The sequence below is a fragment of the Pseudomonas sp. FYR_7 genome (genome assembly GCF_043106155.1).
In the GTDB taxonomy this organism is placed as follows: Bacteria; Pseudomonadota; Gammaproteobacteria; order Pseudomonadales; family Pseudomonadaceae; genus Aquipseudomonas; species Aquipseudomonas parafulva_B.
The window spans coordinates 18,938-33,591 of sequence record NZ_JBICMI010000076.1; the positions used below are offsets into that span (position 1 = coordinate 18,938).

12 protein-coding genes and 1 pseudogene are annotated in these 14,654 nt (G+C 62.5%); 6 read left to right on the forward strand and 7 right to left on the reverse strand.

The features are described 5' to 3' along the window. Positions 1-40: 40 nt before the first annotated feature. Positions 41-805, forward strand: a complete 765-nt coding sequence (locus tag ACF8R3_RS18660) for a sulfite exporter TauE/SafE family protein (protein WP_197843725.1) — start codon at positions 41-43, stop codon at positions 803-805. On the opposite strand, the gene ACF8R3_RS18665 is transcribed toward ACF8R3_RS18660, so the two are convergent. Continuing rightward, entirely contained in the window at positions 795-1,109 is a 315-nt protein-coding gene (locus tag ACF8R3_RS18665) for a putative quinol monooxygenase (RefSeq protein ID WP_058604855.1), read from the reverse strand. The genes ACF8R3_RS18660 and ACF8R3_RS18665 overlap by 11 nt on opposite strands. Before the next feature lie 159 nt (positions 1,110-1,268). On the opposite strand from ACF8R3_RS18665, the gene ACF8R3_RS18670 reads away from it, so the two are divergent. The 3 genes from ACF8R3_RS18670 (at position 1,269) to ggt (ending at position 4,625) form a co-directional block, all read left to right on the forward strand. Then, on the forward strand, positions 1,269-1,859 hold the full coding sequence (locus ACF8R3_RS18670) for an NAD(P)H-dependent oxidoreductase (RefSeq protein ID WP_392516004.1): 591 nt from the start codon (positions 1,269-1,271) through the stop codon (positions 1,857-1,859). 82 nt (positions 1,860-1,941) lie between these two features. Beyond that, positions 1,942-2,847, forward strand: coding sequence for a LysR family transcriptional regulator (locus tag ACF8R3_RS18675; RefSeq protein ID WP_058639884.1), 906 nt, complete (start codon positions 1,942-1,944; stop codon positions 2,845-2,847). 110 nt (positions 2,848-2,957) lie between these two features. After that, complete coding sequence (gene ggt / locus ACF8R3_RS18680; protein WP_392475364.1) at positions 2,958-4,625, forward strand: gamma-glutamyltransferase; 1,668 nt, start codon at positions 2,958-2,960, stop codon at positions 4,623-4,625. Between the two features lie 274 nt (positions 4,626-4,899). Here ggt and ACF8R3_RS18685 read toward each other — a convergent pair whose 3' ends face one another. The 6 genes and pseudogenes from ACF8R3_RS18685 to ACF8R3_RS18710 form a co-directional block, all read right to left on the reverse strand. Continuing rightward, positions 4,900-5,763, reverse strand: coding sequence for a methyl-accepting chemotaxis protein (locus ACF8R3_RS18685; RefSeq protein ID WP_392475719.1), 864 nt, complete (start codon positions 5,761-5,763; stop codon positions 4,900-4,902). After that, positions 5,755-6,819: pseudogene (locus ACF8R3_RS18690) on the reverse strand (methyl-accepting chemotaxis protein); the annotation flags it as partial. The pseudogene ACF8R3_RS18690 and the gene ACF8R3_RS18685, both read right to left, overlap by 9 nt. A gap of 204 nt (positions 6,820-7,023) precedes the next feature. Further along, positions 7,024-7,899: a neutral zinc metallopeptidase gene (locus ACF8R3_RS18695; RefSeq protein ID WP_058604860.1), complete on the reverse strand. Its 876-nt coding sequence runs from the start codon at positions 7,897-7,899 to the stop codon at positions 7,024-7,026. A gap of 148 nt (positions 7,900-8,047) precedes the next feature. Beyond that, entirely contained in the window at positions 8,048-9,133 is a 1,086-nt protein-coding gene (gene trmA, locus ACF8R3_RS18700) for a tRNA (uridine(54)-C5)-methyltransferase TrmA (RefSeq protein WP_058604861.1), read from the reverse strand. Continuing rightward, the gene (locus ACF8R3_RS18705; protein WP_023534351.1) at positions 9,130-10,425 is read right to left on the reverse strand and encodes an NCS2 family permease; all 1,296 of its coding nucleotides are present in this window, start codon (positions 10,423-10,425) and stop codon (positions 9,130-9,132) included. Before ACF8R3_RS18705 ends, trmA begins: the two co-directional genes overlap by 4 nt. A gap of 201 nt (positions 10,426-10,626) precedes the next feature. After that, entirely contained in the window at positions 10,627-11,847 is a 1,221-nt protein-coding gene (locus tag ACF8R3_RS18710; protein ID WP_078478005.1) for an MFS transporter, read from the reverse strand. Positions 11,848-12,201: 354 nt separating this feature from the next. Between ACF8R3_RS18710 and ACF8R3_RS18715 the strand changes: the two genes are divergently transcribed. Both ACF8R3_RS18715 and cydB read left to right on the forward strand, forming a co-directional pair. Then, positions 12,202-13,638: a cytochrome ubiquinol oxidase subunit I gene (locus ACF8R3_RS18715; protein ID WP_078478006.1), complete on the forward strand. Its 1,437-nt coding sequence runs from the start codon at positions 12,202-12,204 to the stop codon at positions 13,636-13,638. 3 nt (positions 13,639-13,641) lie between these two features. Then, positions 13,642-14,649 (forward strand): cytochrome d ubiquinol oxidase subunit II, encoded by a 1,008-nt coding sequence (gene cydB / locus ACF8R3_RS18720; RefSeq protein ID WP_058604864.1) that lies wholly within the window; start codon positions 13,642-13,644, stop codon positions 14,647-14,649. The last annotated feature ends 5 nt before the right edge of the window (positions 14,650-14,654 follow it).

A 14,654-nucleotide genomic window follows, 5' to 3' on the forward strand; every position in this document is an offset into this window, starting at 1 on the left:
ACAGATGTTCAGCACGTCATGCATTGACCATGATGGGCACATGATGACCTTCACAGCGTTTTACCAAGACCTTGGCCCATTGTTGACTGCGCTGGTATTTGCCACCTTTCTTCTGGCAGGTGCCGTCAAAGGCGTGATCGGGCTCGGCCTGCCAACCGTTGCCATGGGGCTGCTGGGCCTGGCTATGCCACCTGCGCAGGCTGCTGCGTTGCTGATCGTCCCCTCCACGGTGACCAACCTCTGGCAACTGGCGGCAGGGGGGCATTTGCAAGCGTTGCTGCGCAGGCTGGGCCCGATGCTGGCCATGATTTTCATCGGCACCTTGCTGGGCAGTATGTGGCTGGGCATCAGCAGTGGCCCCTGGGCCGCGCATGCACTGGGGGGCGCACTGATGCTCTATGCCGTTTACGGGCTGGCTGGGCCGGCCTTGCGCGTTGCGCGGAAACGGGAAGGGTGGCTAGGTCCTGTCTGCGGCCTGGCTACCGGGGTGATCAGTGCGGCCACGGGCGTGTTCGTGATGCCGGCAGTGCCTTACCTGCAAAGCCTTGGTCTTAACCGTGATGAGATGATTCAGGCCCTTGGGCTGGCATTTACGGTGTCCACCCTGGCGCTGGCCTTCGGCCTTGCCGGGCAGGGCGTACTCGGCGGTCCGGCGCTGGGTGCCTCTTTACTGGTGGTGGTGCCCGCCCTGCTTGGCATGCAGGCGGGCCAGTGGCTGCGTCGACGCGTCAGCGCACAGGTGTTTCGCCGCTGTTTCTTCGTGGGCCTGATGCTGCTGGGCGTGCATTTGCTGATCAACGGTTAGCGGATGAGCCGCTGAGCATGTCGACCCGTTGGATTTCGAAGTCGCGCTCCAGGTAATCCATGCGCCGGTCGAAAAAAGCGGCCATGTGCGGCAGGGCCGAGTGCACATCCAGTGCCGCCTTGTTCGCCCAGACTTCGAAGAACACGAACAGGCTCGGGTCCTGCTGATCGCGCAGCATGTGGTATTCGATACAGCCGGGTTCGCGGCGGCTGGGCTCGACATAGGGCCGGAACAGTTGCTCGAAGGCTTCTGCCATTTCCGGGCGTGTCTTGGCTTTAAGGATGAAGGCGTACTGCTCGTTCATGACGTTCTCCTGCTTCGGGAGTGCTAGAGATTAAAGCAATAATCCCTGTCGATTCGTGATCTTGAGGCAAATGTATTTTGCCTTTTATTGGCTGTTTCCCAACCTGGCCTGACTTTAACCTGCTTGCCTGCAATCAGTGTCCAGGTCCGGGAGGCCCCTATGAAAAACATCCTGCTACTCAACGGCGGCAAACAGTTTGCCCATTCCGCCGGGCAGCTCAATACCACCCTGCACGAGGCCGCACTGGCGCACCTTGACCGTGCAGGTTTCGACGTACGTCAGACCTTTATGGACGGGGGCTATGACGTGCAGGAGGAGGTGGAGAAATTCCTCTGGGCTGACGTGGTGATCTACCAGATGCCAGGCTGGTGGATGGGCGCCCCCTGGACCGTCAAGAAGTACCTCGATGAGGTCTTCACTGCCGGGCATGGCAGCTTGTATGCCAGTGATGGTCGTACTCGCTCGGATCACACGCAAAAATACGGCAGTGGCGGGCTCATTCAAGGCAAGCAGTACATGCTGTCGCTCACGTGGAATGCTCCGCAGCAAGCGTTCGACGAGGCTGACGACTTCTTCGAGGGCAAAGGTGTGGATGCGGTGTACTTCCCTTTCCACAAGGCGCAGCAGTTCCTGGGCATGAGCGGCTTGCCGACCTTCCTGGCCACCGACGTCATGAAGCGACCGGATGTCCCGGCCGCGTTAGCGGCCTATCAAGCGCACCTGGACCGCGTGTTTGGCAAGGCTCAGTAGGCCTCTGCCTTGTGGGCATCGCTGGACTTCCCTCGCGCAAGCGGCTATCTAGACCCAGGCAACTCTATCCACAGGCCTTGATGTGAAAACCCGATCCGAAGAACTCCAGGTGTTCGTCGCCGTCATCGACGGTGGGTCGATCTCTGCAGCGGCCGCGCAGATGGGCCAGACGCCCTCGGCAGTCAGCCGAACCCTGGCGCGCCTGGAGGCCAAGCTGGGCACCACGCTGGTCAACCGCACCACCCGGCGCATGGACCTGACCGAGGAAGGACGGTTCTTTCTCGAACAGGCAAGGCAGGTGCTGCGGCAGATGGACGAGCTGGAAGAGCGCCTGGCGATGAACCGGCAGACGCCCACCGGTCGCCTGCGGGTCAACGCGGCCACGCCATTCATGCTTCACGCCATCGTGCCCTGGATAGGCGAGTTCCGGCAGCAGTACCCTGGCATCGAGTTGGCGCTCAACACCGACGACCTGATCATCGACCTGCTTGAGCACAGTACCGACGTGGCCATTCGCATCGGCGAGCTGGCCGATTCCAGCCTGCACGCGCGCAACCTGGGTTGCAGCCCGGTGCAGGTACTCGCCAGCCCGGCTTATCTGAGGCGTCACGGCACACCGCAGCGGGTCGAGGATCTGGCCGATCACTGCCTGCTTGGCTTCAGCCAACCCGAGACGTTGAACCAATGGCCTCTGCGCCATGCTCAGGGCGAGCACTGGACCATTCGGCCCACGCTGGTCGCGTCCAGCGGCGAGACGCTGCGCCAGCTGGCGCTGGCCGGGGAGGGCATCGTCAGCCTGTCGCACTTCATGACCCACGAAGACATTCGCAGCGGCCGTCTTCAGGTCGTGCTGCCCCAGGCCAGTAACGGCCACCGTCAGCCCATCCATGCGGTGTACTACCGCAATACCCAACTGGCCCTGCGCATTCAATGCTTCCTGGATTTCATCCAGCGCAAGTTGGCGATCTACGCCTGTTCAGTTGCCTGAACGCGACATCTGCTGCCTAGGGGCGGCGCGTTCTCGACGGTGAGATTGCACAGGCCTGACGCTTGGGTCTTACTGACGGTCCCACAAGAACAACCCCCAAGGAATGTGTCATGCGTAGCGTCCCTTCCCAGTACCTGGCTCTGGCAGCCGCGCTGTTGGGCAGCTCATCGGTGTACGCCGTTGCCCTGGAGGGCGGGGCTGTCGCCGCGCCTGATCAGTACGGCGCCCAGGTAGCCGCCGATATCCTGAAAAAAGGCGGCAACGCGGTCGATGCCGCGGTAGCCACCGCATTCACGCTGGCAGTCACTTACCCCGAGGCCGGCAACATTGGCGGTGGTGGTTTCATGACGTTGTTCGTGGACGGCAAGCCCTATTTCCTCGACTACCGTGAAGTGGCGCCCAAGGCGGCCACGCGCAACATGTACCTGGATGACAAGGGCGAAGTGATCGAGAACCTGAGCCTGGTGGGGGCCCGTGCTGCGGGCGTACCAGGCACGGTGATGGGCTTGTGGGAGGCCCATCGCAAGTTCGGCAAGCTGCCATGGAGCGAGCTGCTGACACCGGCCATCGGCTACGCCAAAAACGGCTTCAAGGTCGCGGACAAGCAGTATCAGTACCGCAACGATGCCCAGGGCATGTTCAAGACCGCCACAAACTTCAACGACTACTTCGGCAGCATGAAGGTCGGTGAGCTGTTCAAACAACCCGAGATGGCCCAGACCCTCGAGCGCATCGCCGACAAGGGCGTAAGCGAGTTCTACCAGGGCAAGACCGCCGACCTGCTGGTGGCGCAGATGCAGGCCGACAATGGGCTGATCACCAAGCAGGACCTGAAGGACTACAAGGCCGTGTGGCGCGAGCCAATGGCCGTCAGCTGGCGCGGCAATGTGGTGTACACCGCGCCTCCGCCCAGTTCCGGTGGCGTTGCCCTGGCCCAGCTGCTGGGCATCAAGGAGGACCGTGCCGCCGATTTCAAGGGTGTGGCGCACAACTCTGCGCAGTACATCCACCTGTTGGCCGAGATTGAAAAGCGCGTCTTCGCCGATCGGGCCGACTACCTTGGCGACCCGGCTTTCACAAAAGTGCCCGTGGACCAGTTGGTGGCCAAGGATTACCTGGCCAAGCGCGCAGCCCAGGTCAATCCCAAGGCCATTTCCGCCACCGATCAGGTCAAGCCAGGGCTGGAGCCGCACCAGACCACGCATTTCTCCATCGTCGACAAAGCCGGCAATGCAGTCAGCAACACCTACACGCTCAACCTCGATTACGGCAGTGGCGTGGTGGTCAAGGGGGCCGGGTTCCTGCTCAATGACGAGATGGACGACTTCAGCGCCAAGCCAGGTGCTGCCAATGCGTTCGGCGTAATCGGTGGCGATGCCAATGCCATCGAGCCGGGCAAGCGCATGCTGTCTTCAATGAGCCCCAGCCTCATGACCCGTGACGGCAAGGTGGAGCTGGTGATCGGCACGCCGGGTGGGTCGCGTATTTTCACCTCGATTTTCCAGGTGATGAACAACCTGTACGACTACGGCATGCCGCTGGACAAGGCAGTGGCTGCGCAGCGGGTGCACCACCAGTTGCTGCCCAAGGACACGATCTATTTCGACAGCTATGCGCCGCTGACCGGGCAGGTGGCCGCTGATCTGAACAAGATGGGTTATGTGTTGGAGGACCAAGGCTGGGAGATGGGCGACATCCAGGCCATTCGGGTCAATGGACAGACGCTTGAGACCGCGTCCGACCCGCGTGGTCGTGGGGTAGGGATGGTAGTGAAGTGAAAGGGCTGATGGCGCGCCGGAGTGCTGGCATTCAGCCAATGGCTGGGGACCGCAACAAAAGCTGAGGCCGCTGTGCGGCCTACCGCGGCACAAGGCCGCTCCCACAGGATTCGGGTAGCCTCTGGATACGCAAACCCGTGGGAGCGGCCTTGCCGGGGCGCCGGACCGGCCGCGATGGGCCGCAAAGCGGCCCCAGGTAACCAGCTCCACGACAGGCTGCACAAACTGCTGCGGCGCCTCTGCTACGGCCCACCGTCCAACCCTCTGCTTCAGGTCAAACCCGGAACCGGCTGACCAGCATTTGCAACTCACCCCCAAGCCGCGCCAGCTCAACGCTCGACGCCGCCGTCTCGTCGCTGGCCGAGGCCGTCTGCTCCGACACATCGCGCACATTCAGGATGCTGCGGCTGATCTCTTCAGCCACCGCGCTCTGCTGCTCGGCCGCAGCGGCAATTTGCTGGTTCATCGACTGGATGCTCGACACGGTGCCTGTGATGTTCTCAAGCGACTCACCCGCCTTGCGCGCCAGTTCGACGCTGCTGTCGGTCAAGGCGCGGCTGCCCTGCATGGCATTGGCCACCTGCTGGGTGCCATGCTGCAGGCTGGCGATCAGCTCCTCGATTTCCTCGGTCGACTTCTGCGTACGCTGGGCCAGCCCGCGCACTTCATCTGCCACCACGGCAAAACCGCGCCCGGCTTCACCCGCACGCGCCGCCTCGATGGCCGCGTTGAGGGCTAGCAGGTTGGTCTGCTCGGCCACCGACTTGATCACGTCCATGACGCTGCCGATTTTCTGGCTTTCCTGCTGCAACGCGGTCATGGCCTCGGTGGAGCGGTGCATGTCCTGCGCCAGGCGCTCGATCTGGCAGATTGCCTCGCCCACCACCCGATCCCCGGCCCGCGCTTCGCCATCGGCACCTGTGGCCGCCTGCGAAGCCTGTTCGGCATTGCGCGCCACTTCCTGAACCGTGGCGGCCATCTCGTGCATCGCCGTAGCCACTTGGTCGGTTTCGACTTTCTGGCTGTTGGCACCGGCACTGGTCTGTTCGGTCACGGCTGACAGCTCCTCGGCAGCGCTGGCGATCTGGGTCACGCCATCGCGAATGCCGCCGATCAGCTCGCGCAGGGTCGTGCCCATGCGGGCAATGCCTTGCTGCAGCACCCCCAGCTCGTCGCGGCGGGTGACATGCAACTGCTGGGTCAGGTCGCCGCTGGCGATTTTCTCGACCGCGGCCAAGGTGTCCTGCAACGGCCGGGTGATCTGCCGGGTGATCAGGACGGCGGCCACGATGCCCACCAGCAATGCCAGCAGGGTGGCGATGGTCTGCAAGGTGCGCGCCTGGCTGCTTTCGACGTCGCGACGCTCCAGCTGGATCTTGTACAGCGCATCGCTGTGCTTGACGATATCCGCGCCCTGGACCGTCATCTCGGCGCGCGCACTGGTAATGGTGGCCACGGCATCGCGGAATTGACGCGTAGCTTCACGGTAGTCGGTGACTGCGCGCTCGAGCTGTTGCACCCGCTCGCTTGGGCCGGACAGCTCACGCTTGAGACTATCGACCACCGCAAGCGCCGCATCGAGCTGGCGCAGAGCCGCTTGTTCATTGTCCGCCGTGTTGTCGGCGATGTAGCCGCGTACATCGATGCGCACCTGCATCAGCTGCTGGCGGGCCTTGCTGATCAGCTGGTACTGCGCAAGGCGCACGCTGTCGGCCTCTGGGCGAGCCATGACTTCCTGGCTCAATGCCTCCATGGCTTGGTCAGCCTGGTTACCGGCGCGGGTCATGGCGGCGCGGGCGGCACGGCTGGCGTCATAGCCCTGGCGCATCTTGGACAGCGATACCTTGTAGGCGCTGATGATGTCGCCCAGTTCGCCCAGCAACTTGACGTTTTCAGGGCTCTTGAACGTGTGCTCCAGGTAAGCCTGCTGCTTGCTGAAGGTGTCGAGCTTGGCCAAGGTGTTGGCAGCAGCGGCGTCATCGCCGTTGGCGATCATGTATTGCAGGCGGGCGATACGCAGGTCGGTAAGGTCCTTGTTCAACTGGCCGATGTCGCTCATCCAGTTGCTGCGGTCGATGAGACCGCCCAGGCTCGTCCAGCCCACCAGGGCCAGCAGGCCGGTCAGGATCAGCACCAAGCCGAAGCCCAGGCCGAGTTTGAGGTTGACGCTGATATTGGCAAACCAGCTGTTCATGCACGCACTCCAGAAGTTGTTTTCGCTCTTTTGATCTCCGATCGCAAGGCGTTGTTATTCTGGATGCCCGCTCAATCGTGCTGGAGTTATCGGCCGTTGGCGAGGAAGCTGAAACGCTTTTTCAGCCGTAAGGGCGATACGGCGCGTTTCAGCGACCACAGGTGCTGCAATAGTCGAATCAATCAGGTGCAACGCTGAACATGTTCAGAGATTACGCGCGCTGAAGGTGTCGCAGCTGTCGACGTCGCCTTGAGCGAACCCGGCCTTGAACCAGCGTACGCGTTGCGCCGAGGTGCCGTGGGTGAACGAATCCGGCACCACGCGCCCTTGACCTTGTTGCTGCAGCCGGTCGTCACCGATGGCATTGGCGGCATTGAGCGCTTCCTCCACATCGCCAGGTTCCAACCAGTTCAGGCGTTTTTGTGCCTGGTAGGCCCACACGCCAGCAAAACAGTCAGCTTGCAGTTCCTGGCGCACCAGCAGGCCATTGCTGCCTTCCATGCGCTGGCCGCTGCGTCTTGCCGCATCCACCTTGGCCGAGACGCCAAGCAGGGTCTGCACGTGGTGGCCGATTTCATGGGCGATCACGTATGCCTGGGCGAAGTCGCCGGCAGCCGAGAAGCGTGTTTCCATTTCCCGGAAGAACGACATGTCCAGGTACACCTGCTGATCCGCCGGGCAGTAGAACGGCCCGACCGCCGCGGTGGCAAAGCCGCAGGCAGAATTCACCTGACCACTGAACAGCACCAGCTTGGGGTCCCTGTACTGTTTGCCGGACTGGGCGAACAGGGCTTGCCAGGTGTCTTCGGTGTCGCCCAATACGGAGGCGACGAATTCTGCCTGCTGGTCATTGGCCGGTGGCGCCTTGCCATCGGTCACGGCAGGCGCTTGCTGCTGCATCTGGCCAGTCAGTTGACCGAGGATCTGCAAGGGATCCTGGCCCGTCAGCCAGCCGATCCCGACAATCAGCAAGATGGCGCCAAGCCCCAGCCCTTTGCCACCGCCAAAGCGCATGCCACCGCCACCTGCGCCCCGTGCATCGACCACATTGTCGCTACGCCGGCCTTTTCGCCATTCCATGAGTGCTCTCCAGAGCGTGAAACAAGAAGACAAATATTAGTTCAACACAGCCTCAGGTGTCAGAGCACCGGCAGCTGTCTAGCGCATTGGAGATTGCCGGGGCGGCTGAATTCAATTTCATCGGCCCCGACCTGCACAGGGTCCAGGCTCAGCGCCGCACCAGCAGCACACCGCTTTCCATGTGGTGGGTGTAGGGGAACTGATCGAACAACGCGCAACGCTCGATCCGGTGGGTATCGTGGAGCTGGGCAATGTTCGCCGCGAGTGTTTCCGGGTTGCACGAAATGTACAGGATCCGCTCGAAGCGCCGGGTCAGCTCGCAGGTGTCCGGGTCCATGCCGGCGCGCGGCGGATCGACGAAGACCGTGCCGAATGCGTAGCTTTTCAGATCGATGCCTTCCAGGCGGCGGAACGGGCGCACCTCGTTCAGCGCCTGGGTCAGCTCTTCAGCCGACAAGCGCACCAGCCGCACGTTATCCACAGCGTTTTCGGCCAGATTGCTCAGTGCAGCATTGACCGAGGTCTTGCTGATCTCCGTGGCCAGCACCTGGCGCACCCGGGTGGCCAGCGGCAAGGTGAAGTTGCCGTTGCCGCAGTACAGCTCGAGCAGGTCGTCATCGCGCTCGCCAATGGCCTCGAAGGCCCAGCTCAGCATCTTTTGGTTCACGGCGCCGTTAGGCTGGGTGAATGCACCTTCAGGCTGGCGATAGCTGAACACACGGCCGGCCACGTCGAGCTTTTCAACCGCATAGTCACGGCCGATGACCAGGCGCTTGCCCTTGGAGCGGCCGACAAGGCTCACTCCCAGGTCTTCAGCCAGTTGCCGCGCAGCCACTTCCCACGCTTCGTCCAGCGGGCGGTGGTAGCACAGGGTGACCATCGCATCACCGGCCAGGGTGGTGAGGAATTCCACCTGGAACAGGCGATTGCTCAATGCCTCGCTGGCCTGCCAGGCCGCCTTCAGGCGCGGCATCAGGTCGTTGATGCGCTCGCTGGCAATCGGAAAATCGTCGATCAGGATAGCCTTGTGCTTCTCGCCAGGGGCGAACATCGCATAGTGGCGCTGGCCGTCCTCGCGCCACAGGCGGAACTCCGCACGCAGACGATAGTGCGCGCGCGGCGAGTCGAACACGGCAGGCTCTGGCGCACCAAAGGGGGCCAGCAGCGCACGCAAGCGGGCGGCCTTATCCTGCAGTTGCGCGTCGTAGGCGCTAGGGTCGAATGCAGCACTCATGCGTTGAACCAACCCAATTTGATGACGAACAGGATGGAAAGAATCACCAGGGCCGCGTTCAGGTCATGGCGACGCCCGGAAATAAGCTTCACGGCGGTCCAGGCGATGAAGCCGAAGGCAATGCCGTTGGCAATCGAATAGGTCAGCGGCATGGCCAGCGCGGTAACCACCACCGGGGCGGCTTCGGTGACATCGTCCCAGTTGATTTCCGCCAGGCCCGAGGCCATCAGCACGGCAACGAACAGCAACGCTGGCGCAGTGGCGAATGCCGGTACGCTGCCGGCCAGCGGCGCGAAGAACAGGGCCAGCAGGAACAGCACGGCGACCACGATGGCCGTTAGGCCCGTACGGCCCCCGGCGCTTACGCCAGCCGCAGACTCGATGTAGCTGGTGGTGGTCGAGGTGCCCAGCAGCGAGCCGGCCATGGCCGCGGTGCTGTCGGCAATCAGGGCACGGCCCATCTTCGGCATGTGGCCGTCCTTGCCCATCAGCCCGGCGCGCTTGGCTACGCCAATCAGGGTACCGGAGTTGTCGAACAGGTCGACGAACAGGAAAGCGAAGATGACGCTCACCAGGCCCACATCCAGCGCCCCGGCAATGTCCAGTTGCAGGAAGGTCGGCGCCAGCGAAGGCGGCATGGACACGATGCCCCCGAATGGCGTCACGCCCATGGCAATGGCGGCCACGGTCACGGCCAGAATGCCGATCAACACGGCGCCGCGCACCTTCAGCGCTTCCAGGCCTACGATCAGGAAGAAGCCCAGGGTGGCCAGGATCGGTGCCGGCTGGCGCAGGTCACCCAGGCCAACCAAAGTCGCAGGGTTATCCACGACGATGCCCGCGTTGTGCAGCGCGATCAACGCCAGGAACAACCCGATACCCGCCGCAATGGCCGAGCGCAGGGGCAGGGGAATGCTGTTCACGATCCATTCCCGGATCCGGAAGATCGACAGCAGGAAGAACATCACCGCCGACAGGAATACCGCGCCCAGAGCCACCTGCCAGGTGTGCCCCATGTGCAGCACCACGGTGTAGGTGAAGAATGCGTTCAGGCCCATGCCCGGCGCCAAGGCGATCGGGTAGTTGGCGATCAGGCCCATGGTGGTCGAGCCAATGGCCGCCGCCAGGCAGGTCGCGACGAACAGCGCACCCTTGTCCATGCCCGTCTCGCCGAGGATGCTCGGGTTGACGAAGAGAATGTAGGCCATGGCCAGGAAGGTGGTGACGCCCGCCAGTATCTCGGTGCGCACATTGGTGTTGTGTGCTTTTAGTTGAAACAGCCTTTCCAGCATGCCCGCTCCCCGAGGCGCCCCCGGCGCCATGAATATGTCGACCCCATCAGCAAAGCACAGACCGTACCGGCTGCCGTGATTTCTATGGGGCAGAAAAAAGCCGCGCATCATACCAGCATGCCGTGCAGGGGCCTATGGCCGTCTGAGAATAGACCGGCCCCGCCCGGTGCGCATGGCGTGCAGGGCCGCTGGGGTGGCTTTTCAGCCTTCGTGCAAACGGTCTCGGTTGGCCAAGGTGGGGAACAGTTTTATCCACACCCCCGTCACCACCAGGGTCCCCACCCCACCCATGACGACGGCCGGGACCGTACCAAACCAGTGCGCGGTGACCCCCGATTCGAATTCGCCGAGCTGATTGGAGGCACCGATGAACAGCCCGTTGACGGCGCTGACGCGCCCGCGCATTTCATCCGGGGTATGCAACTGCACGAAGGCGCCTCGAATGACCATGCTGATCATGTCGGCAGCGCCCAGCACCACCAGGACCGCCAGGGAAAACCAGAAGGACGTCGAGAGGCCGAACGCAACAGTGGCCACGCCAAAGACGCCAACTGCCGTGAACATGGTTCGGCCCACCTTGCGCTCGAAGGGAAAGCGCGCCAACCACACCGACATGAGCAACGCGCCCACCGCGGGCGCCGAACGCAGCAGCCCAAGGCCCAGCGGGCCTGTCAGCAGGATGTCCTTGGCAAATACCGGCAGCAGCGCCGTGGCCCCGCCCAGTAGCACGGCGAACAAGTCCAGCGAGATGGCGCCCAGGATATCCGGTCGGCTGCGAATGAAACGAATGCCGGCCAGCAGCGACTCGACGGTGGCACGGCCGCGTTGAACGACCTGTCCTCGCACGTGCAGGCTCAGGGTCAGCCCACAGGCTATGGCATAAAGCACCACAGTCGGGCCGTAGACCCAGCCGCTGCCGAAGGCATACAGGAACCCGCCCACGGCGGGGGCCACGATGGTGGCCGACTGAGTCGCAGAGGCCGAAGCGGCGACCGCTCGTGGAAACAGGCCCGCGGGCACGACGTTGGGCAACAGCGCCTGGGTCGCCGGCATCTCGAACGAACGGGTGGCGCCGAGCAGAAACGCCAGCACGAAAATCAACTCGCGGCTGACCTGGTCCGTGGCGCTGCCCAGCGCCAGGGCCAGTGCGATCAGCCCTTGCAGGCCTTGGCACAGAGCGGCGACCTTGCGCCGGTCATAGCGGTCGGCCACATGGCCGGTATGCAGCATGAACAGCACACGGGGTGCAAATTCCACCAGCCCCACAAGCCCCAGGTCCAGCACGTTGCCGGTCAGCTGATACAGGTGCCAGCCAATCGCCACGGTCAACATCTGGAATCCGCTGGCGGTGAAGACCCGTGCCAGCCAGAACGCCAGAAAAGGGCGATGATGACGCAACAGCAGCGGTTCAGTCTCGGACATCGGACACCTGTGACCTCGATGCAAGGAAGCTCCGCAGCCTATCATCTGTATGTAACAAATAGTTGCTGTTTACCGTGTTCGACACAGTTTCCGTGCCGCTGAACAGGGGGTGGGGCAACCGGTCACGCGGCAAACAACCACACCTCGCACCGGGCTGTTCGGGGCTATGCTTGACTCATATCGTTGACCTGGATCAATCGTTACGTTTGCAACGATCCCCGACGATTTCGGCCTTTGGCCGCAATCCCTGCACATCGAACAGAACAATTCCAACATGCCGTACTCGACTATGTGGGGGCAGTGGGCGAAAGGGCCGAGTGCCCGACCGCCGGATTATCTGATGAGGTAGCACCTATGTTCGGTCTGGAGGCACTGGATCTTGCCCGGATCCAGTTCGCGTTTACCGTATCCTTCCATATCCTGTTTCCTGCCATCACCATCGGCCTGGCCAGTTACCTGGCGGTGCTCGAAGGGCTGTGGCTCAAGACAGACAGGCAGGTCTATCGAGACCTGTACCACTTCTGGTCGAAAATCTTCGCAGTCAACTTCGGCATGGGCGTGGTCTCGGGCCTGGTCATGGCCTATCAGTTCGGCACCAACTGGAGCCGTTTCTCCGAATTTGCAGGTTCGGTCACCGGGCCCTTGTTGACCTACGAAGTGCTGACTGCTTTCTTCCTCGAAGCAGGTTTCTTGGGAGTGATGCTCTTTGGCTGGAACCGCGTGGGCCGTGGGCTGCATTTCTTCGCTACCTGCATGGTGGCGCTCGGAACGCTGGTTTCCACGTTCTGGATCCTGGCCTCGAACAGCTGGATGCATACCCCGCAAGGTCACGAAATCATCGACGGTCGCGTGATTCCGGTCGACTGGTTCGCTGTCATTTTCAACCCTTCGTTCCCGTTCCGCTTGATGCACATGGCCACGGCGGCGTTCGTCGCCACCGCCTTCTTCGTGGGCGCGTCGGCCGCCTGGCACCTGCTGCGGGGGCGCGACAACCCTTCAGTGCGCAAGATGCTCTCCATGGCCATGTGGATGGCGTTGATCGTCGCGCCGATCCAGGCAGTGATCGGCGACTTCCACGGCCTCAATACCCTCAAGCATCAACCGGCGAAGATCGCCGCTATCGAGGGGCATTGGGAGAACCGCCCCGGCGAGCCTACTCCGTTGATCCTCTTCGGCATCCCGGACATGCAAGCTGAAACGACACGGTTCAAGATCGAGATCCCGGTGCTCGGTAGCCTCATCCTCACCCACAGCCTTGACAAGCAGGTGCCGGCCTTGAAGGAGTTCCCGCCTGAAGACCGGCCCAACTCCACCATCATCTTCTGGTCCTTCCGCATCATGGTGGCGCTGGGCATGCTGATGATCGCCGCTGGCGTGTGGAGCCTTGTATTGCGCAAGGGCGGCAAGCTGTACACCTCGCGGCCGTTCCTGCACTTCGTGACCTGGATGGGGCCTTCCGGGTTGCTGGCAATCCTCGCCGGCTGGTTCACCACCGAAATCGGCCGCCAGCCCTGGGTGGTCTACGGGCTGATGCGCACAGCCGACGGCGTTTCCAACCACAGCTATACCCAGCTGGGGTTCACCCTGGTGGCGTTCGTGGTGGTGTACTTCGCGCTGTTCGGCACCGGGTTCGCCTACATGATGCGCCTGGTGCGCAAGGGCCCGCATACCGGCGAAGGCGATCAGCAGCGTCCGGGCGGTCCTGGCCGCAAACGCACGCCGGCGCGGCCATTGTCCGCCGCCGACGAAGGCAGCGATGCCACCACTGCAGACCTGAGCAAGGGGAACTGAGCCATGGGTATCGATCTTCCACTGATCTGGGCCGTCATTATCATCTTCGGCGTCATGATGTACGTGGTGATGGACGGTTTCGACCTGGGCATCGGCATGCTCTTCCCCTTCGTCAAACAAGAGCGTGACCGGGACGTGATGATGAACACAGTCGCACCGGTCTGGGATGGCAACGAGACCTGGCTCGTGCTGGGTGGCGCGGGGCTGTTCGGCGCGTTCCCGATGGCTTACGCGGTCGTGCTCGAAGCGCTCTATCTACCGCTGATCCTGATGCTGATCGGCCTGATCTTCCGTGGCGTGGCCTTCGAATTTCGCTTCAAGGCCACCGATGCTGGCCGCCATCTATGGGACAAGGCGTTCATCTGGGGTTCTCTGGTGGCGACGTTCTTCCAAGGCGTAGCGCTGGGCGCCTTCATCGAAGGCTTCAAGGTGGTGGATCGGCATTACGCCGGCGGCTCGCTGGACTGGCTGACACCCTTCAGCATGTTCTGCGGCCTGGGGCTGATCGTGGCCTATGCACTGCTGGGGTGTACCTGGCTGATCATGAAGACCGAAGGGCCGCTTCAGGAGCAGATGCACAAGCTGGGGCGGCCGCTGGCGCTCGTGTTGCTGGCCGTCATGGGTGTCGTCAGCCTGTGGACGCCAATCGCCTATCCGCAGATTGCCGACCGCTGGTTCAGCATGCCCAACCTTGTGTGGTTCATGCCGGTGCCGATCCTGGTGCTGTTGACCTTCTACAACCTGTTCAAGGCAGTAGCCCGCAGCGCGAACTACACACCGTTTCTGTTGACGCTGGGGCTGATCTTCCTGGGTTACAGTGGCTTGGGCATCAGTCTGTGGCCCAATATCATCCCGCCATCGATCTCGATCTGGGAGGCTGCCGCGCCACCGCAAAGCCAGGGCTTCATGTTGGTGGGAACGCTGTTCATTCTACCGCTGATCCTGGGTTATACCTTCTGGAGCTACTACGTGTTCCGCGGCAAGGTCACCCATGACCAAGGCTATCACTAGGAGAC